The sequence below is a fragment of the Kitasatospora sp. MBT66 genome (assembly GCF_000710405.2).
Lineage (GTDB): Bacteria > Actinomycetota > Actinomycetes > Streptomycetales > Streptomycetaceae > Kitasatospora > Kitasatospora purpeofusca.
Window position 1 is genome coordinate 46,748 of record NZ_JAIY01000001.1, and the last position, 26,164, is coordinate 72,911.

The following is a 26,164-nucleotide window of genomic DNA, read 5'->3' on the forward strand; positions in this document are numbered from 1 at the left end:
CCGGGGTAGCCGGCACAACCCTCCGGTCCACTCGGGCCCGAGTCCCCAGAAGGCCCTTCCAGGGCTCTTGAGCCCGTTGGAGAACTCCCGTGATCCCTGCAGGCGCCGGCCCCCAACCGATGCCTCGGCCGGCCATCAGCCGCAAGTACAAGGTCACGGCCAACGTGACCCGCCGGTGGACCACGGACCCGACCTTCCCCGCTCCTGAGCCCGGCACCCGGCGGTACAGGCCCGAGTTGGTCGATGCCTGGGTCCGCGCGCACCACCCGGCGGTCTGGGCCGCCACCAAGACCGACCCCAACCCGTTGGGCCTGCCCGAGGGCGACGACGAGGACCTGCTCACCGCCCAGGAGTTCGGAAGCCTCCTGGAGTTCACCCGCGGGCGTCCGATCCCCCAGATCACCATCCGCAGCTACGAGGCGCGCGGCAAGGTCCCCCGAGCCGACCGCCGCCCCGACGACGGCAAGGCCCCGACTGTACGGGGACCCCGCTGGTACCGACGGACGGTCTACGCGTACATCCTCGAGCCCCACAAGCTGCCCGCCGGCAGCCGACCCGCAAGCCCTGCGGGACACCCCGACACCCCTACTTCCACCCCTGACGCGGAGTCCGAATGAGCATCCAAGCCGGGACCACCACCCGCGCCGGCATCCAGGAGACCTACGAGATCCAGCCCGGCCTGCTGCAGCAATGGATCGCCGACCCCGACTTCCCGGACGCAGTCGGCTCCGAGCGTGCCCCCGAGCAGTCCAGGGGCGCCGCCCAACTCCTCTACGACGCGGCCGCGGTCGACGCCTACGTCGAGGCCCACGACCGTCTGCAGTGGCTCCAGGCCCACCACGGCACCGACGCCGTTGAGCAGGAGCTCCTGGCGAAGCTGCCCCGCGGCAACCCGACCGACCTGCTGAACCGCAAGGAGTTCGGCGCGGTCTTCGGCAACTTCACGCGCGGGAAGCCGCTCGGCGACAGCACGATGCGCAGCTACGTCACCCGCGGCCAAGTCCCGGAGCCGGACCGTCAACCCGACGACGGCCAGGAGCCGCAGGTCTACGAGCCGCACTGGTTCCGCCGCACCATCAACACGTTCCTGCTCAACCGGCCCGGCCGCGGCATGCGCGGCCAAGGCCGGAAGCGCACCGAGAGCGAGCCCGGCAACCCGGCGCTGATCGGTGTCCTGCCGGAGGGCAACCCCGACGACTACCTGACCCTCACGGAGGCCGGCGTCATCGTCGGCAACTTCGCCCGCGGCAAGCCGTATCCCCGCAACACCATGAACAACCTGAAGACCAACGGTCGGATCACGCCCGACCGCACGCCGGGCGACGGCCGGCACCCGGATGTGAAAGAGCCCCTCTACCTGCGCAGCACCGTCAACGCGTTGGCCGAGGCCCAGCGCAAGATCGCCCGAGGGTAGAGGGCGGAACGCCAGAGGTGGCGGTGGCCACCCCCGAATCGGGGGTGGCCACCGCCACCTCTGGCGTTCCGGCTGCTCGCTACCAGTTGGTAGGGGACTTCCAGTCCCGCCTCACCATCGGCCGGTGGCCCGGCCACGGCTGCGGCTGGTACCCGGCGAGGCGGAAGACCGCCTGGTAGAGGTCGGGGTTGTGCGGCAGCCGCCAGGTGCGTCCAAGGGCACGGTGGACGGCCTCCAGCGCCCGCATGGGCCGCCTGCCGCTGCGCAGCGTGCTGTAGCGGGCGGCGACGGCGGCGGTGCGACTGCGTCCGGCGACGCAGTGGACCAGCACCCGCTTGCCCTCGGCGCGAAGGCGCGCTACCTCGCGGGCCGCCTGGTCGAGGACGTAGTCGATGTCGGCGTTCGCATCCGGGAGGTCCACGAGCCACACCTGGACGTGCTCGACGGGGCGGTCGGCCAGGATCGGGTCGGTGCCCACCCGGCAGAGGGACACCACGGCGTCCACCGGTACGCCCTGCGGGGTCTGGGTGAGGGGGAGGTTGCCCAGCAGCACCCCGTCGTCGTCCGGGTGCACCACGCGGAAGGCCGGGCCGGACTTGTAGGTGGCGGGGATGCGGGCGACCGACGGCCAGCCGTTGTACTCGTCACGGCCCTGCCGGGCCGTGAGCACCGCCAGGCGCATCAGGTCGGGGCCCGTGAGGCCCGGCCAGCCGTGAACGGCCTGCTGCCAGGGCAGCGGGATCGCGCCGATCCCCCAGCGCGCGCCGAGGAGCATGCCCGCGATGGCGGCGACGGTGTCGGTGTCGTTGCCCGCGTGGACGGCGGCTTCCAGGGCGTAGGTGAAGTGCTGGCTGCGGAAGGAGCCGTGCTCGGGGCGGTGGTCGGGGACGGGGGTGCGGGTGATGGCGGACCAGGCGGCCTGGAGAGCCGACACGACGAACCCGTTCGGGTTGAACCGCCGGGGCGGGTTGTTCTCGGCCTCGTCCAGCCACGCCGCCCACTGCTCGCGGCGATCGGCGGGCAGCAGCGCCAGACCTGCCCGGACACCGTCGAAGCTGCCGTCGAGGACGGCGGTACGGATGCCGGAGCACCACAGGACGCACGCGTCGCCCGCCAGGGGGTCGGCGTGGGTGAGGGAGCTGACGGTACGGGCGGCTTCGGCCATGGCCTCGACGTCGCCGAGGTAGGCGAGGGCGACGATGCCGGTGCGCATCAGGCTCCCGTTGCCCGCCGAGCGGCGGTTGCGGCGGGCGTAGGCGGCGGCGGCGTCGCGCATCGCGGTGCCCGGGGTCCCGGCGGCACGGGCGGTCGCGGAGAGGACGGAGCTGGTCTGCGCGCCCCGGTCGCTCGCGCCGTTGCGGATCCAGTGGAGGAAGTTGCCCGCGATGGCGTCCAGGGCCTCGGGCTCCCGGAGATCCACGCCGGTGGCGGCGACCTTGGCGATGCAGACGTGCATCTGGGTGTCGTCCGAGTACTCGCCGGGAGCGTACGGGCCGAGGCCACCGCCGATCATCGCCGGCCGCTGGTCGAGGCGCAGCGGGGCGCTGCCGAACTCGTACGGCACGCCCAGGGCGTCGCCGACGGCGGCGCCGATCAGGACGCCGGCGGCGCGGGCGGTGGCCACCTCGCCGAGGGAGACGGCGGGGCGGCGGGCCTGGGCACGGGTGGGGTGGGACATGGTGCCTCCGGGTCGGTGGTTGCCGCGCCGAAGCGGGCGGATGGTGTTGAGGGGAGCGGAGCGTCGGGGCGGGGCGCTCTGCGGCGCTTCCGCTCACCCCGGGGGCTCGCTGGGCATCATGCTGGCACACTCGACCACTTATCGTCAACGAGACGAATACAAGTTGCCTTATTGAAGTTTGTGCTGTAACTTATTTGAGTCTTCGGATGTGGTCATCCGCCATCCGGAACACCCTCCCCTCTCTCGCAGCACCCGCGCCCCGGCGGGACCGCCAACGACTGGAGAACCACGTGACCGATTCCAAGCAGCTCTCCAGTGAGCGCACCGGGCCCATCGCGCTTTCCGGCCGGGAGCGTGCGGTTCTGGACTTCGAGTCCCGCCACTGGTCCGCCGATCCTCCGATCACGGCCGGCCAGAAGGAAAGCGCGATCCGCCAGGAACTCGGCATCTCGCCGAGTCGCTACTACCAGCTGCTCAACGGCTTGCTCGACACCGAGCGGGCCCTCGCCCATCACCCCGTGATGGTCAACCGCCTCCGGGCCGCGCGTGAGGCCTCCCGCGCCGCCCGCCAGAGCACGTCCGGGTACTGACCCCCGCCGCACCTCGCCCATCCCCAGCCAGAGGAGATCAGAGCCTTGTCCAACCAGTGGCACTCCATCCCGATCCCGGACCTGCTCGCCGCCAGGCCCCGCACCCGCGCCGGCGCCCCTATTCCCGCCAACACGCCCTGGAGGGCTCCCGGGGCGGACGTGCCGATGCAGCTCCGGTTCACGGACGAGCTCGGTCCGCACCTCACCTGCGACTGCGTGCAGGGGGAGGGAGTGCCGTCGTTCGGCGACCAGTGCCCGGTGGCGCAGCGGCGCCAGATCCAGGAGCGGCTGTGCAGCGCGTGCGGCCGCGACCTGGCCCTGGGCGGGGAACCGCCGGTCTTCGTTGCGGGCGTCGGGTCGCCCGTGTTCGTTGAGCCGGCCATGCACCCGCCCTGCGCCGCCTTCGCCCTGTTCGCCTGCCCGGTCCTGAGCTCCGTCATCGACCGCCTGGCCGTTACCTCGTTCACCTACTACGCGGCGTACGAGCGTCGGGCGCACTCGCTCAACGAGGCGGGCCAGCCCCAGCATCACGCGTTCGAGCTCGGTGACCCTCTGGCGCGGCTGCTCGGCGGGGTTCTCGACTACTACATCGCGATCCCCGAGGACCCCGAACCGATTCTGGCGGCGGACTGGCTGGAGGCTCGGCGGGCAGCTGGACTGCTGGGTGGTGGACCCCGCCGCCGGCCAGTGACGGCGGCCAGCCCGGCGACTCCCGAGCACGGTGACCCGCAGGTGGCGCCGTCGCGGGCCGGCTCACCGCCGCCCGTGCTGGCAGCTGTGGCAGGTTCGGGCCCCGCCGGTGGAGTAGGCGCGGGCCGGGCCGCGGCGGACGATCGGGTCCACCTGGCGTTCGACGCCTCCTGGACCAGCGGCGGAGGGGTGGTCTCGCTGTGTGAAGCCACCTTGGAGCGCGCCGTCGATCTGACTGCGGTGCGGGACGGGCGTACAACCACCTGTCCCGTGTGCTTCGGCCGGAGCGCGAAGGTTCCCCCGATCATCCTTCCGGCCGCCGCCCACGACGCGTGGCTGCAGATCATCAGGACGGCACCCGGGGCGCCCAGCTGACGCCGAATCTCCCCCGCGCATGTGACCGCTGGTGCGGCCACGCTCCTTCAACTCTTGCCCAGCGACTCCATATGCTGTAACTTATTACATGAAGGGGCGAGGTGCCCCGCCGCCAGGGAGGGCATCGGTGAACAAGGAAGTACGCGATCTTGAGCGGGCTCTGACGAAGCAGGGCTTCACTGTCGAGCGGTCCAGCAAGGGCCACCTGATAGTGCGAAAGGCCGGACTGCGGCTTGCCACAATTGCCGGGACACCGTCCGACTCGCGTGCCCTGAAGAACGCCATCGCACCTCTGAGGCGCGCCGGGTTCGTCTGGAAGCGCTAGCACTCCGGGACAGCCCGCCGGGAAACCGGCGGGCCCCACCCCCTGCACCATCACCCGTCCGCCCAGGAGGTAACCACCATGACCACGAACGCGCAGCAGGCCGGCACCGGCTGGAGCGCCTTCATCGAGTTCGACGTCACCGACCCCGACGACGAGCTCCACGACACCCTGTTCACGCTGGTGCAGGCCCACCACGGCACACCGACCACCACCGACACCGGCCACCTGGCCCTCGTGCTCAGCGTGGACGCCGTCGGCATCGTCGAGGCGACGTCCCGCGCCGTCGCGCTCGGCACCGAGCTCCTGGCGCGGGCCGGCCACCCGGGCAGGACCGTGACGGCGGTGGAGATCGTCACCGACCAGGAGCGCGAGCGCCGCAATTCCGCCGGCTGACCGCAGGGCGCCGCGGCGCCGCCCTCCCGATGCCGCGCCGGCCCGAACCCCGCACGCACACCGACACGAAGGGACAACCGTGATCGAGCTCCCCGCACGGCAGGCTCGGGCCTTGATGAGCGAGGCACTGACCGGCACTGCGGACTCCCAGCAGGCTCACCTGTACACCGCGGCCGGCTTCAGGGCGGCCCTCGTCGCCGAGACCTCCGTGGTCACCGGTGCCGTGGGGGCGGGCAAGACGTTCTGGAGCACCGCGCTTGCCGACACCGCCTCGCGGCACCTCATCGCCCGCTCCTACCGGCTTCCGCGCCTGACCAGCACCCGCGTGGTCGCCGGCCACACCGCAGGGGCCGAGCGCTCCGGGATCCAGCCGGCCACCGTGGCCGGCCTCATCAGCGCGGGTGTACGCCCGCTCCACCTGTGGACCGCCGTCCTGCTGACGGCCGTCGGAGCCCCCGAGGCCGCCGACTACCCGACGTGGGCAGAGCGCTGCAACTGGGTCGCCGCCGACCCCGGCGCCCTCCAGCGCTTCGCGACCAGCTGCGCCGAGCAGGACCAGGGCGACGTCCTGGTGCTCTTCGACGGCCTGGAGATGCTGCACACCGACCGCGCCGCGGTCGAGGAACACCTCCGGGCGCTCCTCGAACTCGACGGGGCTCTCGCCGACGCGCCGGTCGGCCGGCAGCACTTCAGCAGGGTGCGCCTCAAGGTGTTCGTGCGGCCGGACGTGCTCGCCGGCCTGGGAGCCAGCAGGGCGCCCGGCCGGCGTGCGCCCCGCACCGCCGAGCTGTCGTGGGGCCGTGACCGCTACGCACCCGACCGCTGGGTCGCCCTGTACGGCCTGGCCTTCGAACTCCTCGGCAACCACCCCGGCCCGGCCGGCTCCGCCTTCCGCGCGCTGCACCCGGGATGGGAGCTCGACCAGGACGGCAAGTTCACCGCCCCCTCCGCCCTGCGCTCCGATCCGGGAGCGCAGCGCACCCTGTTCGACCAGCTCGCCGACCCTCACGTCGACGGAAGCCCCCGCCGCGGGAACCTCTACGACTGGCTCCCCGGCCACCTCCAGGACGCCGTCGGCCGTGTCTCACCGCGCTCCTTCCTCGCCGCTCTCACCGCGGCGGCCGAGCAGACCGCCAACACGCTGCCCGGCCACGAGCGCGCCATCCATCACACCGCCGGCCGGGCCGCTGTGATCGCCGGAGCCCGTGTGCGGGCCGGCGAACTGGCCCGCACCGCTCCCTGGATCCACGACGCCCTTGCCCCGCTGGAAGGCCTGCAGGTCCCCCTCGTCCCTGACGCGGTGTTCGATCGGTGGCGCCAGACCACGCTTCTCGGGAGGCCGTCGGCACCCGGTGCACCGGTCGGCCCGCGCAACGCCGGCGGAGACGCCCTGCTCGACGAACTGGTGGCCGCGGGTGCGATGTATCGCCGGGCCAACGGCCAGATCGACCTGCCCGACGTGCTGCGTCTTTTCCACGGCCTCGGCCGCCGCGGCGGCGTAGCGGTCCGCACGGCGGCGCGGGAGGCAGCCGCCGCTCACTGACGGGCTTGTGGTGGCACGGTTGCGCCAGGCGGTAACTTGGTCTGGGCAACCGTGCCACGCCCGTGCCCCCAGCGCCCACACCGCCGGGGGCCACGAAGACGTCGCAGACTCGCACGCGCAGAAATCCGGATCGACTGATGGCCTTCTCCTCGGCCGCAAGAGTGTGGGCAGCGGCCGGACAAGGAAACGACCAGTGACCGATCCCAAAGACCGTCAGCATCAGCGCGCTGTCCGGCGCTACCAGCGCGAGAACCCTGGAGTCAGCCTGTCCGAGGCGCGCGCCGCGATCGCCACTCGCTCGGGCCCGCAAGCTGATCTCCCTGCACTGATTGTCGACTGCCCCCGCCCGGCCCCTGCCGAGCCGATCGCTGTATACGTGCGGCGCGTCGCCGGCCACCTCGGCTGCGGTGTGCACCGGGCCATGGAGCTCCTGGGCCTTGAGCCGGGCAACTCGGCGTCCGCGAGGCTCTACGAGCTCGCCCGGGGTCTCGACGAACCGGTCCTGAACCGGCTGCGGGCAGCCACCGGACTGAGCGGCGAGCTCACCTGGCTGGCGATCGGCGGGCCGCGGCGGACTGCTCTGCCGGACCTGTTCCCTCGGATCCGGCCGGGCGGGCGCGACAAGACCCGCACCACCAGCGCTCTGGCGGCGACCTTGAACCAGTACGGCCAGCGGGTCGCTCTCATCGACCTGGACCACCAGCCTCAGGCGGCCTTCTGGGGGCGTGCCGAACCCAGCGGCGGGCTGAGCCCCGACGTCCTCGGTTCCGAGGGCGTCGACCTCCGGCCCGCTCTGCCCGAGCTGCTCACCCTGGACGAGGCCTGCCATCCGGCGCGCGGTGCCGAGGTGGTGCGCGGCGGTGCTGCGCGCCGGCTGTCGGAGCTGATGTCCGATCCAGCCGGGCCGCGGCCGCAACACCGACGCCTTCCTCCGGAGTCGGAGCAGCGGTAGACCCGACGTCGTGGGCCGCCGGACAGCCGACGGCCCACGCTGCCGGGAATCATCGCGCAGACCCCGGCCTCGGAATCCTGGATTTACATTGCCCATTCAAGATTGATGCTGTAACTTATTAGATGCAGATGGCCGCTGGCACTGCTTCCCGGGTCGCACTGCGCCCGGGTGGACCACACCCGCAAGATCCAATTCCTGGGGGTACGCCATGCCCGCACCACGCACCCCGATCACCGCCCGCCCCGAGCCCGGCTGGTTCCTCCTGCCCGAGCCGGCCGGCTTCCGCCTCCACCTTGAGGTGACCGCCCCCGTCCTGGCCCGGGTCCGCGCCACCACCCGCACGCATCTCAGCGGCCACGTCCCCACCGACGCGGTCGAGAGCGTCGAACTGATCCTCACAGAGCTCCTGACGAACGTGCACAACGCGCTCGGCCCGCACGCACCGGCATCGGTCTCCGTCATCCGCGACAAGGACGGGGTCCGCCTGGTCGTCGCGGACCCCGATCCCACCGCCGGTCCGCCGGCACCGCGGCTCCACCGGCCCGGCCCGGCCGACCTCGACGCGGAGCACGGACGCGGCCTGTTCCTCATCGACACGCTCGGTACCCACCGCCGCACCCACTACACCGCAACCGGCAAGCAGGTCCACTGCCGGGTCCCGACCGTGCGCTGACCCACCAGCGCCCACACCCACCAGCCACCGCTCGACGAAGGGTCACCCCATGTACAACTCCCTCCCCAAGCCGGTCATCGGGGGACATCACTACCGCGCCGTCGGCAGCCGCGACGAAGCCGCCTACGCCATCGCGCAGGCCGCTGTTTCCGCGTGGCACAGCGAGCGCGGCGGCAACCGCATCGAGATCCCCATCGGTGTGGTCGCCAGCCTGGCTGTCCTCCCGTTCAAGGGCGAGCAGGCCCCGCGCTACGCGGACTGGGTCATGGGCCTGGACGCCGAGACCCTCGCCGAGGTCTACCGCAAGACCTGGACCCGGTGGTGGGTCCTGCGCCCCGACCTCGCCACCCGCGCCCGTCCCCTCCACGACTGGCTGCAGGACGACGACGAGGCCGCCCGGTACGTGGACGCTGTCAGGGCAGTCACCCACGCCGTCCTCAAGGCCGGAGTGCTCGACCTCGTGGGCGACGACGACCCCTACTTCCGCAGCGACACCGACCTCCTCGGCTGGGTCGTCGCCCTGATGCGCTCCAGGGGTGAGCAGCGCGCGCTCGCCGAGTTCCCCACCCCGCCGGACATGGCCGCCCTCATGGCCCGCCTGATCACCGTCGACATGGACGCTGTCGTCCCGGGGCAGTCCTTCCTGGAGCCGACCAGCGGGACCGGCGCGATGGTGCGTCTCATGGCCCAGCGGCTGCGCGAGCACGGTCGCTCCCCCGCCGACCACCACTGGGTGCTGAACGAACTCGACCCGCTCGCGGCCGCTGTCGCCGCCGCCAACGCGATTCTCTGGGACCTCGGCCCCAACACCCTCGTCTGGGCCGGTGACACCCTGATGGAGGGCGACGGCCCCGAACAGGCCGCCCGGGAGAAGGCGGAACTGATCGCCCACCGCGACCAGCTCCTCGGCCACGCATCCGCCGTCGCGGCCGTCCGGACCCTCGACGCTGCGATGGCCGGCTGACCCACGGCTCGCAGTACAGCCCACGGTGCCGCCGCCCAACAGGCCAGAGGCGGCGGCACCGTCAGCGCCCATCCTGGCTCCGCCCCGGCACGGGCCCTTCCTCCACGCGCTCCACCAGCGCGCACGCCTACCTCCGGCCGCACCGATGGCCACCGAGCACTCGCCGCGCCGCAGCCGACTAATCGCCAGGCCGCAGGCAGGCGCTCCGCCGCACCCGAACGCCAGTGTCGGCCGGCCAGACCCCTGGAGCAGACATGCCCCCACCCGACCAGTACGAGGACAACCCCGACACCGAGATCCTCGAAGGCGAACTCGTCAGCGACGAGCCCGGAACACAGCTCGCTGTCGCGCGCGCTCCGGCGACCCGGCAGAGACCACCACAGGTCCGCCAGATCGGCCTCATCCGGAGTAACGCGGCGGGCAGCTTCGCCCGCTTCGAGTTCTCCGACACCTCCAAGCGCGGCCCCGACAGGCGCGAGCTGGCCATCAGCCTCGCGCACTACTTCAAGCTGACACCGGTCCGCCACCCAGTCTCGAAGACCTGGACCGAGGACACCGGCCATGAGGTGGTCAACGGGGCACTCCGGGCCACCAGCCGCACCCGGGAGCGGATCGAGATGAGGGCGGGCCGCGGTCGCACCGACCTTGAGCTGGAGGGAGAAGCCGAGGCGCTTGCCGCGTTCGCCGAGGTCCTCCCCGACGCGCTGGCCGCTCTCGACCGCCTCTCCGCCGCAGGTGGAGCCCTCTACCGCCGCCAGCTCAAGACCCTCGACCAGGCCGAGTACCTGATGACCCCCCAGGAGCAGCCTGGGGCGGTCCAGCGCTGGCGCAGGGAGTTCAGCCAGGCCCTGGCCGGAGCCACCGGCCGGCGCGCCGTGCCGGTGGAACTCGTCCACCCCGGCACCTTCCTCCACGGCCAGGCCGAGACCGCCGCCGCCACCGCTCTGGCCGAGCTGGGCCCGCGCTGGCTGGAAGGCCCGAGCACAGCCGCCGCAGCCATCCGCAGCGACTGGCTGGAGCGTGCCCGCCACGTCGACACCCTGCAGCCAGCGCCCGCCCACCGGACCACGCTCCCGCGCAGCGCGGAACGAGCCGCGATCGGAGCCGGCCCGGCTCAGAACACGGGCGATCCGGCTCCGGCCGCCGGGCACCGGCCGACAGACCTCGAACGGAGTCCTCATGCCTGACCTCGCCCTGTCCGCCGCGGAGGTCGCCCGCCTCCCTCTATTCCAGTCCGCCCAGGCCCGGCGCCTGCTCATCCCCGAGGACGGCGCGGAACACGCACGGAAGATCGCCGACAGCGTCCGCGACGCCTGGCTGGCCACGACCGGCGGCGCCGGAATCGAGGTGGCCATCGGAGCAGTGGCAATCACCGCGGTCCTGCCCGTCCTCGACGCCACCGCCGGAGCCCTCGCGGGACAGGTCGCCGCCCTGTCCCCGGCGGCCATGACCGAACTGCTCGACCGCGCCTGGCAGCAGCTGTGGTGGACGCGGCCGGCGATCGTCGAGCGGGCCCGACCCCTGCGGGCCTGGATCGACGCCCCCCAGCCGTGGCAGCAGCACGGCGCCCTGGTAGTCGTCCAGACCTGCATCCGGACCGGCCTCCTGGAGCTCGCCGGCGACCACGAGCGGGCACTGAGCGGCGACATCCTCGGACGCCTGCTCCAGCAACTGCGCGGTCACACCGACAAGCAGAGCCGCGGGGAGTTCCACACGCCCGCAGCCGTCACCACGCTCATGGCCGAGATCCTGGACGTCGGCGGCGCCCCCGCAGACCAGGTGATCGGGGAGCCGGCCGCAGGGAGCGGTGCCATGTGGCGGGCCGCCGCCCGTCACATGCTCTCCGAAGGCCAGGACCCAGCCGGCAAGTCCTGGGTCGGCGTGGAACTGGATCCGCTCGCAGCTGCGGTCCTCGCGGCCAACAGCGTCATCTGGAGGTTGGGCAGCGACGTTCTGATCGCCGCAGCCGACGCACTCGCCACGCCCGACAGCGGCCTGGAGCGCGCCGCCGCCGAACACAGCGACGCCACCGGTCGGCGCGATGCTCTGCTGCACCAGTTGCGAGCCGCCCGACCGGCACGGCAAAGCTTGCCCAACAACGCATAGTGCTGTAACTTATTAGTCATGAGGAGGCGTCCTCCTCACCTCTCCTTCGCTTGCAGATCGGACTCGTCATGCGCCAGTCGCCCGCATTCCTGACCGTCGCCGTGGTCGCCGGGGCGATAGCCCTGACCAGCTGCTCCACGCAGCCCTCCGGCCCTCCGACGTGCCCCACCGTCTCGATGCCCGGCGGTGTCATGGTCCCCGACTACGCCCCCCGTCCGTGCCTGGTGCGCGCGGCGGCCACCCCATCCGGTACGGCCAACGCCACATCCAAGGCCACACCGCCCACCTCCTCGACGATCCCGGCCGGCAAGCCCCCGGCGGCGCCCGGCCCCGCCAACGGCCTGACGAAGCCCAAGCCCATGGGCAAGTCCGGACGCTGACCTCACCGAGATCGGAGACCCATGTCCGGCGACATGCCCCTGAGCTTCGTCTTCGCCTCCTGCCCGCCTGCCCAGGTCGAGCCGCTTCTGGCCGCCCTCGACGACCAGGAGTACAGCCTCCCCTGCTCCGAGCACTTCCGCTCCCCCGCAGTGCGGTGCCTGCCGCTCGGCAGCGACGGCACCGACGCCGAGCTGGACCCCGGGGAGATCCACGACCTCTACGAGACGCTGCGCCGCGCCGCGCCGCAGGCCAGCTTCGCGGTCATCGGCGGCGCGAGCGAGAGCGGCCCCGGCGTGCTGCGGATGAACCACCCCCGCCTCGGCGACTTTCGCACCGCCGTGCCGTCCGAGGACCACCCGGTGTCACCGCTGTTCTCCGCCTCCCAGGTACTCGCCATCCTCGCCCGCGACGCACACCGCCCCGACGCCGCCCTCCGGCTCCACCTCGCACTCGGACGGCCCTGGAGCCGCCAGTTCGTCAACATCGGGTCCGGCTGCCTCAAGGCTCCTTCCCCTCGCCGCACCAGCCCGCAGCAGTGAGAAGCCCCGCGACGGTCGAGCTCGGCATGTACCGTGCCGAGCCCACGCCGCCCTACCGGGCCAGAGAGCGCGCCAGGCGCCTGCTCACCCGCGGTGGGGATCCGCTGGCCGGACCGATCGCGGCCGTGCCGCAGTCCGACGCCCGGGCCCCTGTACGGCACATGGCGGTCACTGGCTACGGCCTGGCCCACGGCGCCGTCATGGCGGCCTGCGACGGCGGCCGTCCGCTGGCTGAGGACTCCTCCCTGGTCCGCGCCGCGACGGTGGCCGCCCCCGCCCGCTGCACTCGCTTGGCCTGCGCGGCCCTCTGGCCCGCAGCGGGCCCACATCCCTGAACCGAATCGGAGAGACGACATGCACCTCGACCGCCCGCCACGGACACTGGGCCGCGGCAGCGCGCGGATGGACTTCGACCGCGACGTCCACCCCGCCACCGGGCTCCCGCTCCTCACGACCGTGCCCGCCACGTGCGGTGGCTGCGCCTACCTCTACGTTCGGCCATCCGCACACGGCGACAACCTCAAGTGCGAGCGCAAGAGGTCCAAGACCCGTAAGTACCTGTTTCCGAGGGTGTGCGAAGCGTTCTGCCGGGCCAGGAATCGAACAGGACCCTCGGATCAGATACCGCTGGCGAGCCGGATCGGCGTCGTGAGGAGGAAGAGCTGGCCGGCCGCGGCGGTGGTCCGGAAGTCGAAGACGCTGGTGAACGGTCCGGTGATCAGCAGCAGGGTGCGGTGCTCGCGGACCTGGCGGCGCCACTCGCGGGTGGCGGCGATGTCGCCGTCGAACCAGGTCAGGCCGCCGGGACGGTGGATCGTCAGCCGGTGGTCGTCCAGGACGGCGGACCAGGCCGGGTCGGGGCCGGCGGTCAGCTCCGGGGTGGCGGTGTCGCGGTCGGCCCAGCCGTCTTCGAGGACCAGGAGGCGGCCGGGTGCGGCGGGGACGACCAGGACCGGGCGGCGGTCGGGCATCAGCTCGGGCCAGGGATGGCCGCCCAGGCCGGTGCCGCTGATCATCTCCATGCGCGGTCCCTTCCCCCGGCCGGCCGGTTCACCCTCGGCGCCGGATGGATCACATCATCAGCCAGGTGCCGGCCGTGGCGCTGGCGAATCCGCTGACGGGCCATCGGGGGCCGTGGGAGAGTGGGTCTGGCCGGTTCTTCGGGTGGTCAGGGGGTCGGTCGGCGGACCGACTCCGAGAACGATCAGTCCCGCTGGGCTTCGCGGGGCTCCGGCTGGCCCTTGCGCCGGGACTGCCGCTGGGTGATGCGCCTGGTCATGATGGTGATCGCGGCCCAGGTGATCAGCGATTCGGAGTGCTGGACGAGACGTTCGTAGTCGCGGGCGTGTCGGCGGGCGTGCATGATCCAGGCGTGGGACCTCTCGACCACCCAGCGCCGGGGCAGGACGACGAACCCCTTGGCGTCCTTGGGCCGGCTGACCGTCTTGATCGTGAGGTTCAGGTACTTCTTCGCCCAGGTCACGAGCTGTCCGGCATAGGCGGAGTCGGCCCAGACGATGGTGATCTCGGGGTGCATCAGCCGCAGCCGGAACAGCACTTCCTTCGCGGCGTCGCGGTCGGTGATGTCGGCCGGGGTGACCATGACGAACAGCGGCAGGCCCTTGGTGTCCACGACCAGGTGCCGCTTCCTGCCGTTGATTTTCTTGGCCGCGTCGTAGCCGCGCGAGTCGCGGCCGACGGTCTCGGCGGCCTTCACCGACTGCGAGTCGATGATGGTGGCGACCGCTCCGGGGGCCCGGCCCATGTCGCGGCGGACCCGCTCGCGCAGCTGGTCGCGGATCCGCCCGATCACGCCGGCCGCGGCCCAGCGGGCCATGAACCCGTAGCAGGTCCGCCAGGGCGGGAAGTCCTTCGGGAGCGCGCGCCACTTGCAGCCGGCGTCGACGACGTAGCGGATCGCGTCCACGATCTCGCGCCGCGGGTGCTTCTCCGGGCGCCCGCCGGCCTTCGTCTCGCAGGCCGGGGTGGGCAGCAGCGGTTCGATCAGGGCCCACTCGTCGTCGAAGGTGTCCGACGGATAGCAGCGGCGGCGCACGGACTCCCCTTCAGAGACAGGCAGTTGGCGGGCCCGGCCGCCGAAGGCGGCCGGGCCCGGAGGATCGGTGACGGTCAGACGTCGCTGTAGTCCGCGATCATTTCGAGCGTGGATTCCACCGAGTTGAGCTGGGTGACCAGGTGCTTGACCCACCGCCCCTTCGGTTGCAGAACGGCATGCGGGGCGACAACTCCGGTGATGAACCGGCGGAACTCGGTGAGCTTCTCGCGGATCACCGCGACCTCGTAAGCCTGCAGCTCGGTCGGGTCCGAGCAGAACTTGTAGCCGTCCGCCCGGCTCCAGATCAGCGGCGGCCAGCCCCGCTCGGCGATGATGTCGCGCAGGCAGGCCAGCCCCGCCCGAACCTGGCTCGGGCTCAGCGACGAGGCCCGGCTCAGCTGGTCGAAGGCCAGCCCGGCCGGCCGGGCCTCGAACAGCACCTTGCGGACGGTGTCGGCGTGCCGTTCGGCAGAGGGCGACCTGCGCTTGGAAGCGCGTGGCATCGCCTACTCACCCTGGAGGAGGCGGGCGAGCTCGCCGTCCATGTCGACCTTGCCGGTGTCGACCGCGGTCTCGACCCAGTCGAGCGTGGCCTTCACCCGCGCGCAGTTCTCCCTGATCACGGCCTTCTCGTCGTCGCTGAGCTGCCGGTCGCGCAGGCCGGGGACGACCCGGCCGGCCGCGGCGACGAAGGCGTGGCAGGCGGTGACCAGGTCGAGGAACTCCACCGTCCGATCGATCTGGCGGATCGCCGGCGCGACGGGGTTGGTCTGCTCGAAGTGCTCGCGGGCCTGGCGGCCGCGCTCGACCTGCGCATGGTTGACCTGGTGGCGGGCGGTGTCGTCGGCCATCGCGCGGGCCGCGACGTCCGGTCGCCGCAGCAGCCCGGTGGTCACCTCCGCCGCCACGTGGTCGTCGCGGGTCAGCTCCTCGACCACCTTCACCTTCTCGGCCGGGGCGACCCGGGCGACCACCTCCGGCCGCCGCAGGAACGACGGCGCAACCGCGGCGGCGACCTGGTCGTCGCGGGTCAGCTCCTCGACCGCCCGCACCTTGTCCTTCGGCTCGACCTGGGCCATCACCTCGGGCCGCCGCAGCAGGTCGCCGGTCACCTTCGCCGCGACCTCCTCCGACGCGGCCAGGGTGTGGATCGCGCGGACCTTCTCCTCCGGCGTGACCGGGCGCTCGACCTGCCGGCCGACCCGGCGCTTGGCCTCGTCCGGCGTCCACTTCCCCCGCGGCTGCGGCGGGTTGAGGATCGTCTCGAACCGCTCCTGCTCGTCCGCGATCCCGGCCAGGATCTCGTGGACCGTGTGTGAGACGCCGCGCTGCCGGCGCTCCTGGGGCCACCTGGACGCGGTCCACCTCGCGCGCTTGACCTGCGAGTAGGACAGGCCGATGTCGTCGGCCACCCTGACCAGCGACTTCTCGACGGAGAACAGCTCGTCCGCCGGCGCCGAGCCGCCCGGCTGGCGCATCGGCTCGATCTCCAGCGCGTAGTCGCCGATCGTGAACTGCGCGCGGGTGGTCGTCTCGACCAGCTTTCGCAGCTCGGCGACGATCTCCTCGTATCGGCTGGCGCTGACGCAGCCGACCTTCTCCGCGATCTCCTGAGCCATGTGGATCACACCACCAACTCGCAGACCGGACGCGGCCGTTGGCCGCGACGGGACCGGCCCGCTTCCGTGCAGCAGAGTCCGGCCCGAGATGTGATGATCACAACAAAAACCTGCGGATGAACGGAATTGACCGTTTAGTAACACTTATGCCGTTCGTTCAACGGTCACTGTGACCGTTCGCCGAACGGTTCGTGTCGGGCCCGCCAGGCCCTCATCACGCACCGCCGCGAGCAGTAGACGGCGTTCGAACGCCGATCCACCCCGGCCACCCACCAGGTGTCGCACTCCGGGCAGTTCACCCGGCCGGCGCCGCTGATCTCGGCCGCCACCCGCTTCCGCAGTCGCTGGTCCACCCGCCACTGCCTGGCACGACACGTGGTCGAGCAGTACACCGCGCTGGGCCGCGACCCCGGCCTCAGCCGTACGCCGCAGCCCTCGCACTTCCGCTCGCCAACCGGCCCGCTGCCCTCGGACACCAGCCCAGGTTAGGGCTCCAGGCTACCCAAAAGGGGGGTTCAGACACAGGTACTAAGGGCCCCAACCTCCAGCCGTTGTTTCCCGCGTGCACCGCGTTCGAGCCGGTCACTCCCGACACGGACGAGGCCCAGTCGCTGCTCCAGTCCGGCGCCGAGCCCTGGAAGCTCCCGGTGGACGCCACCGGCCGCACGGTGCGGGTAGGACACCTCGCGGTCCAGGACTTCTTCGAGCAGACGGACTCCGGTCGGGTGACAAAGGTCTTCAAGCGGGGCGGCTGGTTCGCCGAGGTGGTGAGCGAGAACGACGGGCACGTCCTCACCGAGCACTGCAACCGGCTGAGGCTGGTCACCCGTGCACAGATGGATGCCCTGGTCCGCGTGGACGTCGAGGCGTACGGGCACCGCGGCCGGGTCATCGAGGCCATCGCAGGTGGCAGGGCGGGACAGTTCCGCACCGTCTGCAAGTGCAACGGCGGATTCGAGCTGAGCGAGCCGGGGCGCAGCCGGGCCATCGCCTGGAGACCCAGCGAAGAAGCGGCACGGGACCTGTTCACCGATCACGCCGCCGCCGCGCCACTTCAGCACTCCCCTGCGCCTCAGGTGGTGGTCCTGCTCATGCCTCGCCCATCCGACCCGGCAACCGCCGTCGACCCGGCCGCCGCGTGAGCGGGCCGAGCTCCCCCTCGCCACTGGAAAGACAGCCCCTGCCATGACCGCGATGACCAGCCACCAGATCAGCGCGCTTCTCGACGAGCTCGCCGATCAGAAGAACGAGCTCAACAACCGGATCGCCCTCGTCTCATTGCGGCTGATCGGAGAGGTGATCCAGGCCTCTCATCCCACCGTGTCCAGCGTCGTCCTGTGGAACGCCGAGGAGGACGGCTTGTCCTTCTGGTCGGCCCACAGCAGCGACGGCCGCGAGGTGGAGCTGACCGGCGAAGCGAACGAGGAGGTCAGCGTGGCCGCCAGGCGGCTCGACGAGACCAATGACGGGGTCTGGCCTGCCTTCGGCACGGGCGACCGGGCCGACCGCTGGTCCTTCCAGATAGACGACCTCATCGCCATCGTGCTCTGACCCGCGGGGCCGGACCAGGCCCAGACATAGTCCGGCCCCGAACCGCCTCCTAGGGCCACCCGGCATTCCCCACCTGCCAGAACACCCCGCAACCCGCCTGGAGAACCGAACATGACCCAGCAGCCCACGCCCGCAGCCCACCCCAGTGCGGTGCCCGCCGTCGACCAGATCAGGACCACCGAGGCCGACGAGAGGTCACCGGCCGCCGGCTACACCCGGATGCTCGCCCTCCAGAAGCTGCTGCTCCGCGAGGCCGAAACCGCCGCCAAGGAGTTCACTGCGCTCCTGCACATCCTGTTCCCTCAGGCCGGGTACGTGGTGCTGCAGGTCCGCGGCAACGACACCGTCATGTTGGACCGGGCGGTCACCGCCGACGGGACGACCGTCCACGAGTTCGACGACCGGCTCCCCGCACTGCCCGAGGACCTGGCCCGCGCCTGGGGCAAGCACCCGTGCCACCCGCTGAACCTCGATCACATCGTGGGCGATCTCCAGGCCGCGGGAGTCACCTTCGGCTCGCTGCCCGAGGCGGCCCGCGACCTCGACGTCGACGACCGGTACGAGTACCTCCCCTCCATCGACCTGACGGCCGCGGCATGACGAGGCCCCCCTACGCCTCGCCGGCGTCCCCGGGCGCCCGACCCACGACGCGCCGCCAGCGCCCGCGTCGGGGGCACAGACCGGCTGCGGGCGGGGCGCCTGGTCCTCGTTCCCTTCTATCGTGACGACATGACCGCACAGGACCGTCCCTCACTCAACGCGGCGCAGCGCCGGGCGCTGCTGGCGGCCGATGACGGGAGCGGTGAGGTGAAGGGATCGCGTTCAGTGCTGGATGCGCTGATCGGCTCCTGCCTAGCGGTCGCTCACGGCCGTCGTGGCGCGGTCTACCTGACACCGGCAGGTCGTGCGGTGCGAGCGGACCTCGCCGCAGCGGCTACCCATGCGGCCCGCGCGGACGGCTCGACGGAGCCCGGGGCGTTCCGGCCGGCGTCCGGCGACGGTCAGGCCGGACTTCCGACCGAGCCCGGGGAGCGCCGGCGCGAGGTGGTGCAGGCGTGGGCCGGGCTGTTGGAGGTCCGGCGCTTGAACGGGGAGGGCGGTACCCCCGCACCCTGGGAGCTGGCGCGCCCGGAGCGGGCGGTCGCGCTCGCTCTCGAAGCTGCGGGCATACCCGCCTCGGGCTTCGATGGCCGCAGGCGGGTGTGGTCGGGCTACTGCGTGTCCGCCGGCCAGGAGTCCGCCGAGGTCAGGGTCGGCTGGCGCGGCCCGGATGCCTTCGAGGCGAGGTGCGAGGCGGCGGCTCGGTTGGAGGAGTGCCGGACGGTCCTCGTCGCGGCCGGTTGGGACGCCCAGCTCTACCAGCGCTCGGGCGGGGAGCACTTTCTCGCCGTCATGGTGCCGCGAGTGCCCCGCACCTGACTGAGGGCCACCCATCAAATGGGGTTCCCAAAAGGCATTCAATGCTGTAACTTATTTGTTGATGGTGAGTGTCGCCGCCACCCCGAGCGCCGTACGCACGCGCCACTCCATCCGGACTCCAGCGCCGTCGGCAGCACCCTGGCGCGCACACTCCGAAAACTCCCATGCCCCTGGAAGGGTCATTCATGCTCCACCCCTGCCCCGGCTGCGGCAGTACCACCGCATCGCTCGCCACGACGACGTGGATCGACATCTTCGGCGCCGAGCCGCCGAACCCGGGACACATGGAGCTCCATGACATCCAGACCGACGAGGTCTCGCTGAACTGCGCCGACTGCGGCCACCCGCTGCCCTTGGCCACACAGACCGACGCCGACATGCTCACGGCCTTGTTCAGGCAGCTGTTCGAGACCCACGGCCTCAACCCCGTGCGCGTCGGACGGCTGGTCATCGACGAGCCCGCCCACCGTCCCGGCGAGACTACGCAGGAGAGCGAATGAACCTTCAGGACAGCGCGGCGGGCGCCGAGCAGATGCGCTCCCACCTCGCCGACTTCTTCGGCAAGCCGGTCAGCGGCCTGCCGATCTCCATGGACTACGTCCAGGCGATGCAGTTCGGCCGCACCGGCCACGACATCAGCGACAACCGGGACGCCGTGCAGGCCCACTTGAGCTGGGCCAGCATGATGTCCAGGAACCTCGACGGGGCGCAGGTGTGGGTGGCCTCCCCAGCCCTCACCGACGCGATGGCGGAGCACGACCTGGTCACCAGCTCCGACGGCTACCTCCTGGAGGGAGCCAGCGAGGCCCCGGCGCCAGTGGGCCTGCTCCACCTCCCCGTTCCTATCACCGGCCTTTCCGATCTGCCCATCCACGGCATCGCCTGGGACCTGGCCGGCACCGGCGAGGAACTCCAGCTGTCCATCACGGCCCTGACCGACACCGCGGGCCTGGCCGCTGCCCTGCCACCGCTCCTGCGCCCGAACCACCAGCCCAAGTCCCCGTACGTCCCGAACGCGATGGTCATCGCCGTACCGCAGGTCAGTACGAAGATCCAGAGCTTCGGGCACCATCCGAGCTGGGGCGCTGCGCCCACATCGGTGATCGTCGGCCTCCTCCTCGCCTTCTGGGATCTGCGGGCCGTGTTCGAGCACGACGAGCGGACGGTGGCCCAGCGGACGGGGCAGGGCCGCAAGCGCCGGGTCAAGTTCCGGGCCGTCCGCGTGATCCGCGAGGCGGCGACCCGCCGCACCGGCATGCCCGTCCCCACCGGCGACGGTCACCACTGGGGGGAAGCGACCTTGCGGTGGCCGGTCGAGGAACGGTGGAGCTGGCGTTGCCCGAACCCCCGCGACCACCGGGCCATCATCGAAGCCGGTGGAACGTGCCCCAAGGTCAGGGCACTGGTGAAGGAGCACGTCAACGGCCCCCGGGGCCGGGCGCTCGACGAGCGCCGCGCCGTTCGCATCACCACCGTCAGCAGCAAGGGCGCCACGTCCGCGTGAGCCCGGCGGCCCCGGGGGCGCGCGGCTGCCGAACCGCAGGCGGACCCCGCAGGAAGGCGGACGACCCAGCCGGCCCGCCCGGCCGAACCGCCGTGGGAGCCCACCCATCACCATATGGATTGCTGAACGACATTCAATGCTGTAACTTATTAAGTGAAGGTTCGAGGCGCTGCCTCACCGCACTCCCAGCACTTCACTCCATGCGAGGACGCATGCCCCCGATCGACAACCCCGCCATGCCCTCCGTCGGCTCCCGCTGGTCGCCGGATCCGCTCCGGCTCCCCATGTGGCGCGCGCAGCTGCGGAGCTACTTCCTCCAGAAGCAGGTCCACGGTCACATCTCTTACAAGGCCGCGGGCGAGACCGAGCGTCACCTCCCCTACGTTCCGGGGCGCTTGGGTGCGCTGACCGCCGCCCGTCTTCTCTGCGAGGAGGAGTCTCAGCGCCTCGACGACGCGCGCCTGTACTTCGCCGACGAGGACATGACCGTCCTGGCTGCGGCGGTCGGAGCCAAGCGGCCCCAGGAGTTCGTCAGCGTCGACCGGCTGCCCTCGCCCGCGGGCTTCATGGTCTTCGCCACGCCGCTCGGCACACACCGGGTCACGGTCGAGGGGATGCAGGGCGTCGTCCCGCTGCCGGGTGAGTCGCCTGTGCTCCACGTCCCGACCGTCGCGGTCTCCTGGAGCATCTGGTCGCCCACCAACCGGGACAGCGATCCCATCGTCAACTGGGTGTACCGGTCGGGCCGGGAGCGGTACGAGAACCTCCCCGAGAAGCTCGGCATCTGGCTCACCTTCTACAGCACACGGAGTCTCGGCTTCGAGTACCTCGCGCCTGACACCCGGCTGGGCACGGAGATCCATACCGGCCAGGTCACCACCGCTGGCGAGCAGGTCCGGCTGTCCAAGAAGCACGCGCCGCTCAACCGGATCGACACCGTCTACCTCCCCTTCGATGAGCCGTTCCCCGAGGCCCCGTCCGACTCGCCCTACCTCTGGACCCAGGCGGTGTACACGGCCTGGCAGCTCGTCCAGCAGGAGGGCCGCAATGGGTGGACCGAGACCGAGACCGTCTCGGTGCCCCTGAAGCGCCCCAGTGGCAAGCGCCGCGCACCGCAGCACGACAAGGTGCGCCTGATCCGCCTTCGGCCCAACCGTCGCCCCTCTCCCGAGGCTGCCGCCCGCGACCGTGCCGAGGCCGACGCCGAGAATCCCACCCGCTACACCCACCGCTACCCCGTGCCGCCCTACCGGCGCCCCAACGCGTGCTGGAACACCGCCATCCACGGCTCCGACCCCGAGACCCGGCGCTGCAGGCATGCCGAGCAGATCGTCGCGGGCTCGATCCGTGGCCCCAAGCACCTGCCTCTGCGCGTCCCCTCGGTCTTCACTCTCACGCCGCCGTCGGAGAGCACCGCCGCAGCACAGCTGTAGATGCCCGCCGGTGCCCGTACCTCGGGCACCGGCTCCCTTCCAGGCCGCCAGCCGGCCACTGAGCAAAGGAGCAACCGATGGGCCACATCCTCGTCATCGTGGCGCTGCCGCCCACCGCGACCGCCGACCTCGACGGCGCCGCTGACACGGCCATGGACACGATGGCGGACGCGGACGAGACCGGCCGCTGGTCGGCCTGGCGCACCGGCGGCCGGTTCCAGGACCACTTCGCGGTGGCACCCGGTACCTCGCCCCGCAGTGTCCTGCACGGCCCGGACCCGCGCTCGGACCGTGCGACCGGCGGCGCGATCGAGGACCTGGACCTGGCAGCGATGCGCAGGGCGGCTGTCGACCGCGCCCTGGCCGCCCACGCCCGCTGGCGCGAGATCGACGCCGCCGCACCCGGCGCTCTCCCGCTGTCCCACTTCGAGGCCATGCACCGCGCCGACCCCGCCGGATGCCCGCTCCATCTGGCGCGCGCGGCCCACGCCGCCCAGCCCCAGCTCGCGGCCGCCCAGGCCGAGGGCCTGCTCCGCCCCTACACCGACCCGGTCACCGCCCTCGCGGACGAGCAGCAGGCGGTCACCCGCGCGGCGGCACGGGCGGTCACCGGCTTCGGCCTGTCGGCGTTCCTCGACCTCGACGGGCGCTGGAGTACCGACCCGGCCAACATCCCCTCCACGGCCGAGGCGGCCGCCTCCGACCTGTTCCACCGCCGGACGAACGAGTACATCGCGGCCCTCGACCCCCACTGCGCGCTGGTCGCCGTCGACCTCAGCACCTGATCCACCTCAGAGTCGTCTCCCGCCGAGGCCGCCGAGGCGGGAGACGGCCGGCCAAGACCGATCCCACGAACAGGAGCACCCGAACGATGAACAAGGAACAGCTCGCCGCTCTGCGGGCCAGGCCGCAGGGGCGGGCGACCGTCAGCGCCGCCGAGATCGCCGGTCCCGACCGCACCCTCGCCGTCGGCCAGACACCCTCGCGCTTCGCCTGGCACCTCTACCTCGAGGACGGCTGGCTGAACGTCCTCACCTTCACCCTCAACGGGGGCGGCACGTTGGTCGACCACCGGGCCGGGACCGTCCTGGCCACCGCAGACCTCACCCCCGGAAAGCTGCTGTACCCCGAGAGCACCGACGAACGCTTCGCTCGGCTGGTCCGCGAGCGGGGGTATGACCTCGATTTCAAGACCTTCGACCAGCGCAGGTACGACCGCCTGGCCGGTGACGCCTTCCACGACCTGGTCCTGGACCGTGAGACCAACCGCCTGGTGAGGCGGCACGGCCCGGCCGCCGACACGACGGCCGAGCCGGCCACCAGCGAGTTCGCGTTCAAGGTGGTGGCCACCGCGGTGCTCCACCTGCGGGCCGCCGGCGACAAGGAGGCCCGGGCCGTACTCGACAGCCTTCTGCGCACCCCTCTCCTGCTCGACGCCCACAGCGGCTACCGGATCACCGACCTGGTCCCGGCCGACGGGTGGGCAGCGGACGAGGCGTACCTTGCCGTCCCGGCACGGTCCGGGCCCACGAGCTCCGACATCCCGGGCCTCGGCACGGAAGGCGGGCCGCGGTGAACACCAAGGCCCTGACACCCCGCCGCCGAGGCCCGCACCTGCCCCTCGGCAGCGGCCGGCCGGTCCCCCTGCTGCGCATGGTCGGCGCCGCGTTCCTGGCCATCCGCGAGCCCATCCCCTCCGCCACACCCTCGCCCATGAGCGCCGTGGAGGGCGCCTGGGTGCGGGCCCATGCCTGGACGCGGCACCTGCGGCGCATCGACGACTCCTATCCCCACGGCTACTACCGCTGGTGCGAGTGCGAGCGCGGCGTCTGCTCGAACTGCGCCAGCGGCCGGCACTCCACCTGCGCCACCCGCAGCGGCCCAATCACCGGCCCAGGCGCCCTGACCGACGGCAGAGGCCACGTCCTCGCCTTCGTCGTCACGACCGGCAGCCAGCGCGCCTGCTCGTGGATCTGTCCGTGCGAATGCCAGCCGCAGAGCCACGATGACATTGCCCCAAAGCCATAGACGCTGTAACTTATAGCTAATTGCGGATGCGGCGCCGCCCACCCGGCCCGCCGCCCCGGTCGCACTCCACGGACATCCATCCAGCCCGCGAAGGGGATCCTGATGAGCACTGAAGGACTTGACCTCGGGTACAGCAGCCCGGCCGAGGGGCTGGAGTTCATCGAGATGACGACCGAGGAACTGGCGGCCGCACTCGGGGAGGGGGCGACGATCGACGCCTCGCCGACCCACGATCTCCAGTACGAGGTCTCGCTGGAGGGCGTGATCCAGGTCGTCATCTCCGCCCTGGGGAACGAGAGCGCGGCCCAGGTGCGCAGCGCACTGACCGCCTCCCTCGACGGCGCGTCAGCCGAGATGAGGACCGCCACGACGGTGCCGTTCGACGAGGAGAACATCGACCGGGGGCAGGCCGCCCTCCTCCTGCGTGCGCTCGACGCCCTCGCCATGGTCACCGGACGCTGACGGGCAGGTCGGGCCTGCCGGTAACACCGACAGGCCCGACCTGGACCTTCAGTCGTCGGGGACAGCATTCCGCCCGCCACTGGCGATCGAACCCGCGGACAACGCGAGGCAAGGCACCCCCGATCCACCAGCCCCGACACGCCCCACCCCACCCCAGAACGGAACCCCCCGTGACCACCCCTGCCCCCGACCCGCAGGCGGCACTGCGGCTGCATGACCTGGCCGGCCTGGCCGTCGCCCGCCGAGCCATGTGGCAGCTCGCCTGCCGCAGCGGCGACGAGGAACGCATCGTCGCCGCCCGGGCCGACGCCCTGCCGCCCATCCGCGACCTGATCGACGCGCAGCTCGAGGCCGGACTCATCACCTCCGACGACCACGCGAAGCGGATGACGGCACTCGAGGCCGGCGACGCCACGCCGCAGGACGGAGGCACCTGGTGACCACCGCGCAGTCCGCCCCCCTGCGGACAGAACTCGACGCGGCGGACGCCGCCTTCAAGTGCCACATCAGCGCCCCTCCCGCCGCCGACGACCACGGCGCGGCCACCGAGGCATGGGCGCTGCGCGCGCTCAAACTCTCCCGCGCGGCCGCCGATGCCCTCGCCACGTACGCGGAGAACTCCTACGAGCGAGGGGCGATCACCACAGACACCTTCGCCGCGACGCTCGTGGAAGCGGAGGTGTGGCACCAGCAGAACGAGAGGACCGTCCGCTGGTGCCTGACCGAACTCGGCCGCGCCGACGCCGAGATCGGCTGGTGAGCGCACGCCGGGCGGGCCGGCGGATACGCAGGGCCGAGCCGACCCTCAGCGTCTATCACCATGCCCCAGGAGTCCCCTGGTGCCACCGGCGTTCGACCCCGCCCCGAGAGGGGCGTAGTGATTGCCAAATCGAAAGGAATGCTGTAACTTATTAGATGTGCCGATGGGGATCCCCGGCACCACCCAGTACACGAGCCGAGGGAGAATCCGTGATACCCGAGATGGTCGACCTGATCAACGCAGTCCGCGCCGACCTTGCGGAGCGCGCCCTCCCGTCCCCGGTCGCCACCCTCGCCGTCGCCCTCGACCACAGCTACCCCGAGGGGCCCGCCTACGAGGACACCCTGACCGCGACGCTGCTCGATGGCAGTTCCGTGGAGATCAACTTCGGCTCCGCCATCGCCGACGAGCTGATCGAACTCGCCGACACCAACCGGGACATCGGGCTCCAGGAGTTCATCATCACGCTGATCAAGGTCCCGAGCCAGCCCACACGCTCCTACACCGTCAGCTGGTTCATGGACGTCGAGGCCCACAGCTACCGGGAAGCCGCCGAAAAGGCATGGGCGGCCCAGAGGCGGCAGGGGACCACGGCCAGCGTCTTCACCGTCGAGGCACCGGACGGCACTCGCGTCGAGGTCGACCTCACGGAGGACACCGAGACACCCGTCGCCTGACCCTTCGCCCACAGCCGACACCTGCCACCAAC

At 71.7% G+C, this 26,164-nt stretch carries 34 protein-coding genes; 29 read left to right on the forward strand and 5 right to left on the reverse strand.

Annotated elements, in window-relative coordinates; all coding sequences use genetic code 11:
* Positions 1–119 precede the first annotated feature (119 nt).
* Both BI06_RS00160 and BI06_RS00165 read left to right on the forward strand, forming a co-directional pair.
* Positions 120–617 (forward strand): hypothetical protein, encoded by a 498-nt coding sequence (locus tag BI06_RS00160; protein ID WP_043463445.1) that lies wholly within the window; start codon positions 120–122, stop codon positions 615–617.
* Positions 614–1,414, forward strand: a complete 801-nt coding sequence (locus BI06_RS00165) for a hypothetical protein (protein ID WP_043463446.1) — start codon at positions 614–616, stop codon at positions 1,412–1,414. Before BI06_RS00160 ends, BI06_RS00165 begins: the two co-directional genes overlap by 4 nt.
* 79 nt (positions 1,415–1,493) lie before the next feature.
* Here the strand turns inward: BI06_RS00165 and BI06_RS00170 are convergent, their stop codons facing one another.
* Complete coding sequence (locus BI06_RS00170; protein WP_063794882.1) at positions 1,494–3,092, reverse strand: ADP-ribosylglycohydrolase family protein; 1,599 nt, start codon at positions 3,090–3,092, stop codon at positions 1,494–1,496.
* Between the two features lie 290 nt (positions 3,093–3,382).
* On the opposite strand from BI06_RS00170, the gene BI06_RS00175 reads away from it, so the two are divergent.
* The 12 genes from BI06_RS00175 to BI06_RS00225 all read left to right on the forward strand — a co-directional run bounded on the left by BI06_RS00175 (position 3,383) and on the right by BI06_RS00225 (position 12,623).
* Positions 3,383–3,682 (forward strand): DUF3263 domain-containing protein, encoded by a 300-nt coding sequence (locus BI06_RS00175; RefSeq protein ID WP_233289959.1) that lies wholly within the window; start codon positions 3,383–3,385, stop codon positions 3,680–3,682.
* Positions 3,683–3,913: 231 nt separating this feature from the next.
* Positions 3,914–4,747, forward strand: a complete 834-nt coding sequence (locus BI06_RS47570) for a hypothetical protein (protein ID WP_158516352.1) — start codon at positions 3,914–3,916, stop codon at positions 4,745–4,747.
* A 127-nt stretch (positions 4,748–4,874) separates the two neighbouring features.
* Positions 4,875–5,072 (forward strand): hypothetical protein, encoded by a 198-nt coding sequence (locus BI06_RS47575; protein ID WP_033819387.1) that lies wholly within the window; start codon positions 4,875–4,877, stop codon positions 5,070–5,072.
* Positions 5,073–5,150: 78 nt separating this feature from the next.
* Positions 5,151–5,465: a hypothetical protein gene (locus tag BI06_RS00185; protein ID WP_043463452.1), complete on the forward strand. Its 315-nt coding sequence runs from the start codon at positions 5,151–5,153 to the stop codon at positions 5,463–5,465.
* Positions 5,466–5,580: 115 nt separating this feature from the next.
* Positions 5,581–7,008: a hypothetical protein gene (locus BI06_RS00190; protein WP_055731091.1), complete on the forward strand. Its 1,428-nt coding sequence runs from the start codon at positions 5,581–5,583 to the stop codon at positions 7,006–7,008.
* Positions 7,009–7,201: 193 nt separating this feature from the next.
* A complete protein-coding gene (locus BI06_RS00195) occupies positions 7,202–7,960 on the forward strand; it encodes a hypothetical protein (RefSeq protein WP_149030193.1) in 759 nt (252 codons plus the stop codon).
* A gap of 208 nt (positions 7,961–8,168) precedes the next feature.
* The gene (locus BI06_RS00200) at positions 8,169–8,633 is read left to right on the forward strand and encodes an ATP-binding protein (RefSeq protein ID WP_033819383.1); all 465 of its coding nucleotides are present in this window, start codon (positions 8,169–8,171) and stop codon (positions 8,631–8,633) included.
* Between the two features lie 49 nt (positions 8,634–8,682).
* Positions 8,683–9,597 (forward strand): type I restriction-modification system subunit M, encoded by a 915-nt coding sequence (locus BI06_RS00205; RefSeq protein WP_051740033.1) that lies wholly within the window; start codon positions 8,683–8,685, stop codon positions 9,595–9,597.
* Between the two features lie 254 nt (positions 9,598–9,851).
* The gene (locus tag BI06_RS00210; protein WP_043463457.1) at positions 9,852–10,784 is read left to right on the forward strand and encodes a hypothetical protein; all 933 of its coding nucleotides are present in this window, start codon (positions 9,852–9,854) and stop codon (positions 10,782–10,784) included.
* Entirely contained in the window at positions 10,777–11,703 is a 927-nt protein-coding gene (locus tag BI06_RS00215; protein ID WP_051740034.1) for an N-6 DNA methylase, read from the forward strand. Before BI06_RS00210 ends, BI06_RS00215 begins: the two co-directional genes overlap by 8 nt.
* Positions 11,704–11,753: 50 nt before the next feature.
* Positions 11,754–12,083 (forward strand): hypothetical protein, encoded by a 330-nt coding sequence (locus BI06_RS00220; RefSeq protein WP_043463460.1) that lies wholly within the window; start codon positions 11,754–11,756, stop codon positions 12,081–12,083.
* A 21-nt stretch (positions 12,084–12,104) separates the two neighbouring features.
* Positions 12,105–12,623 (forward strand): hypothetical protein, encoded by a 519-nt coding sequence (locus tag BI06_RS00225; RefSeq protein WP_043463463.1) that lies wholly within the window; start codon positions 12,105–12,107, stop codon positions 12,621–12,623.
* Positions 12,624–13,240: 617 nt separating this feature from the next.
* On the opposite strand, the gene BI06_RS00235 is transcribed toward BI06_RS00225, so the two are convergent.
* The 4 genes from BI06_RS00235 to BI06_RS00250 form a co-directional block, all read right to left on the reverse strand.
* A complete protein-coding gene (locus BI06_RS00235) occupies positions 13,241–13,645 on the reverse strand; it encodes a hypothetical protein (protein ID WP_043463470.1) in 405 nt (134 codons plus the stop codon).
* Between the two features lie 182 nt (positions 13,646–13,827).
* Positions 13,828–14,679, reverse strand: coding sequence for an IS5 family transposase (locus tag BI06_RS00240; RefSeq protein ID WP_043463473.1), 852 nt, complete (start codon positions 14,677–14,679; stop codon positions 13,828–13,830).
* A 74-nt stretch (positions 14,680–14,753) separates the two neighbouring features.
* The gene (locus tag BI06_RS00245) at positions 14,754–15,182 is read right to left on the reverse strand and encodes a hypothetical protein (RefSeq protein WP_043463477.1); all 429 of its coding nucleotides are present in this window, start codon (positions 15,180–15,182) and stop codon (positions 14,754–14,756) included.
* Positions 15,183–15,185: 3 nt separating this feature from the next.
* Positions 15,186–16,298, reverse strand: coding sequence for a DUF6192 family protein (locus tag BI06_RS00250; RefSeq protein WP_043464028.1), 1,113 nt, complete (start codon positions 16,296–16,298; stop codon positions 15,186–15,188).
* A gap of 276 nt (positions 16,299–16,574) precedes the next feature.
* Between BI06_RS00250 and BI06_RS50115 the strand changes: the two genes are divergently transcribed.
* The 15 genes from BI06_RS50115 (at position 16,575) to BI06_RS00325 (ending at position 26,132) form a co-directional block, all read left to right on the forward strand.
* The gene (locus BI06_RS50115) at positions 16,575–16,787 is read left to right on the forward strand and encodes a hypothetical protein (RefSeq protein WP_043463480.1); all 213 of its coding nucleotides are present in this window, start codon (positions 16,575–16,577) and stop codon (positions 16,785–16,787) included.
* Positions 16,788–16,849: 62 nt separating this feature from the next.
* A complete protein-coding gene (locus BI06_RS00260; RefSeq protein WP_043463483.1) occupies positions 16,850–17,440 on the forward strand; it encodes a hypothetical protein in 591 nt (196 codons plus the stop codon).
* Between the two features lie 43 nt (positions 17,441–17,483).
* The gene (locus BI06_RS00265) at positions 17,484–17,849 is read left to right on the forward strand and encodes a hypothetical protein (RefSeq protein ID WP_043463487.1); all 366 of its coding nucleotides are present in this window, start codon (positions 17,484–17,486) and stop codon (positions 17,847–17,849) included.
* Positions 17,850–17,960: 111 nt separating this feature from the next.
* Positions 17,961–18,449 (forward strand): hypothetical protein, encoded by a 489-nt coding sequence (locus BI06_RS00270; protein WP_043463491.1) that lies wholly within the window; start codon positions 17,961–17,963, stop codon positions 18,447–18,449.
* A gap of 129 nt (positions 18,450–18,578) precedes the next feature.
* A complete protein-coding gene (locus BI06_RS00275; protein ID WP_233289960.1) occupies positions 18,579–19,268 on the forward strand; it encodes a hypothetical protein in 690 nt (229 codons plus the stop codon).
* Positions 19,269–19,453: 185 nt separating this feature from the next.
* Complete coding sequence (locus BI06_RS00280; RefSeq protein WP_055731092.1) at positions 19,454–19,768, forward strand: hypothetical protein; 315 nt, start codon at positions 19,454–19,456, stop codon at positions 19,766–19,768.
* Positions 19,765–20,772, forward strand: coding sequence for a hypothetical protein (locus BI06_RS00285; protein WP_043463497.1), 1,008 nt, complete (start codon positions 19,765–19,767; stop codon positions 20,770–20,772). The genes BI06_RS00280 and BI06_RS00285 overlap by 4 nt, the downstream gene beginning before the upstream one ends.
* 212 nt (positions 20,773–20,984) lie before the next feature.
* Entirely contained in the window at positions 20,985–22,205 is a 1,221-nt protein-coding gene (locus BI06_RS00290; protein ID WP_043463500.1) for a hypothetical protein, read from the forward strand.
* 77 nt (positions 22,206–22,282) lie between these two features.
* Positions 22,283–22,990: a hypothetical protein gene (locus tag BI06_RS00295; RefSeq protein ID WP_043463503.1), complete on the forward strand. Its 708-nt coding sequence runs from the start codon at positions 22,283–22,285 to the stop codon at positions 22,988–22,990.
* 86 nt (positions 22,991–23,076) lie between these two features.
* Positions 23,077–23,781, forward strand: a complete 705-nt coding sequence (locus BI06_RS00300; RefSeq protein WP_043463507.1) for a hypothetical protein — start codon at positions 23,077–23,079, stop codon at positions 23,779–23,781.
* Positions 23,778–24,233, forward strand: coding sequence for a DUF6248 family natural product biosynthesis protein (locus tag BI06_RS00305; protein ID WP_043463510.1), 456 nt, complete (start codon positions 23,778–23,780; stop codon positions 24,231–24,233). Before BI06_RS00300 ends, BI06_RS00305 begins: the two co-directional genes overlap by 4 nt.
* A 102-nt stretch (positions 24,234–24,335) precedes the next feature.
* Positions 24,336–24,695 (forward strand): hypothetical protein, encoded by a 360-nt coding sequence (locus tag BI06_RS00310; RefSeq protein WP_043463513.1) that lies wholly within the window; start codon positions 24,336–24,338, stop codon positions 24,693–24,695.
* A 170-nt stretch (positions 24,696–24,865) separates the two neighbouring features.
* A complete protein-coding gene (locus BI06_RS00315) occupies positions 24,866–25,135 on the forward strand; it encodes a hypothetical protein (protein WP_043463517.1) in 270 nt (89 codons plus the stop codon).
* Positions 25,132–25,455, forward strand: a complete 324-nt coding sequence (locus tag BI06_RS00320) for a hypothetical protein (RefSeq protein WP_043463520.1) — start codon at positions 25,132–25,134, stop codon at positions 25,453–25,455. The genes BI06_RS00315 and BI06_RS00320 overlap by 4 nt, the downstream gene beginning before the upstream one ends.
* 209 nt (positions 25,456–25,664) lie before the next feature.
* A complete protein-coding gene (locus BI06_RS00325) occupies positions 25,665–26,132 on the forward strand; it encodes a hypothetical protein (protein ID WP_149030195.1) in 468 nt (155 codons plus the stop codon).
* Positions 26,133–26,164: the final 32 nt, after the last annotated feature.